The sequence below is a fragment of the Streptomyces glaucescens genome (genome assembly GCF_002154375.1).
Taxonomy (GTDB): domain Bacteria; phylum Actinomycetota; class Actinomycetes; order Streptomycetales; family Streptomycetaceae; genus Streptomyces; species Streptomyces glaucescens.
Window position 1 is genome coordinate 1 of record NZ_MUND01000864.1, and the last position, 1031, is coordinate 1031.

General features: G+C 69.6%; 2 protein-coding genes. One reads left to right on the forward strand and one right to left on the reverse strand.

The genetic code is table 11. The annotated features are described in order from the left end of the window. Positions 1–468: hypothetical protein (locus CCN42_RS38575; protein WP_086741873.1), on the reverse strand; the 468-nt coding region annotated here is incomplete at its 3' end. 261 nt (positions 469–729) lie between these two features. On the opposite strand from CCN42_RS38575, the gene CCN42_RS38580 reads away from it, so the two are divergent. Further along, the coding region (locus CCN42_RS38580; protein WP_143662182.1) for an aminotransferase class III-fold pyridoxal phosphate-dependent enzyme at positions 730–1031 on the forward strand (302 nt) is incomplete at its 3' end.

The following is a 1031-nucleotide window of genomic DNA, read 5'->3' on the forward strand; positions in this document are numbered from 1 at the left end:
GCGGAGGGGGTCGACGACCGTCATGGGGAGCTTCACGACGGCGTAGTCGGGGTGGAGGACCACCAGTTCCAGGGGCGGGACCTTGTGGAGCGGGACGCCTTCGATGCCGGTGAGGACCATCGCGGCCATGGTCTCCGGCTTGATCTTGGTGAACATGCCGTTCATGCCCAGCTCGTCGCCGCCGAGTTCCTCGGGGCGCATCGAGATGGGGACGCGGGCCGCGGTCGCGCCGTCGGGCGCGCCGAAGTACTTGTACGTCACCCCCACCCGACCACCATTCCTGCTCCCCGCGCCGAGACGATCGATCCGTCCGTCCATACGTCGGTCGATCCGCTCGGGTTCACTCGGTAGATCCCGTGCCTGCCGTGCTTCGGTCGTGTCCTCCGCGTCGCGTCGGTGCCTTCCCCGCCGGGCACGTCGAGGACCCAGGTCGTCAGTCCCCTCGCCCAGTCCGCCACCGCGATGCATATCTCCACCCGACTGCTTTTCTAGGACGCGTGGCCCCCGCCGCGCAACCCGATCATCGTGTCAGTGACCTCCCCCACGGCCGCGCGGCGAAACGTGCCGGGACGCGCCGGTCCGCGCGATCCTCGCGGTGGGAGTCGGCCCCTCTGACCAAGCCAGGCCCAGTCTCGCAGATGGGTGGGGCCGACGCTCGGTTCTCCGGCCGCCTACCCTGATGAGGTCACCCAGCAACCGGAGTCCGAGAAGTCGGAGAAGTCGCAGGTCATGAGCGAACTGCCCTATTCATACGAAGCGCCTGTCTCGCAGGCACTGTTCGACCGTGCGGCGGCCGTCACGCCCGGCGGCGTGAACTCCCCGGTGCGTGCCTTCCGCGCCGTGGGCGGAACGCCCCGGTTCATGGTGTCCGGGAAGGGGGCCTGGCTGACCGACGCGGACGGCCGGGAGTACGTGGATCTCGTGTGCTCCTGGGGGCCCATGATCCTCGGGCACTCGCACCCCGAGGTCATCGCCGCCGTGCAGGAGGCCGTCGCCCGCGGTACCTCCTTCGGTACGCCCGGTGAGGGCGA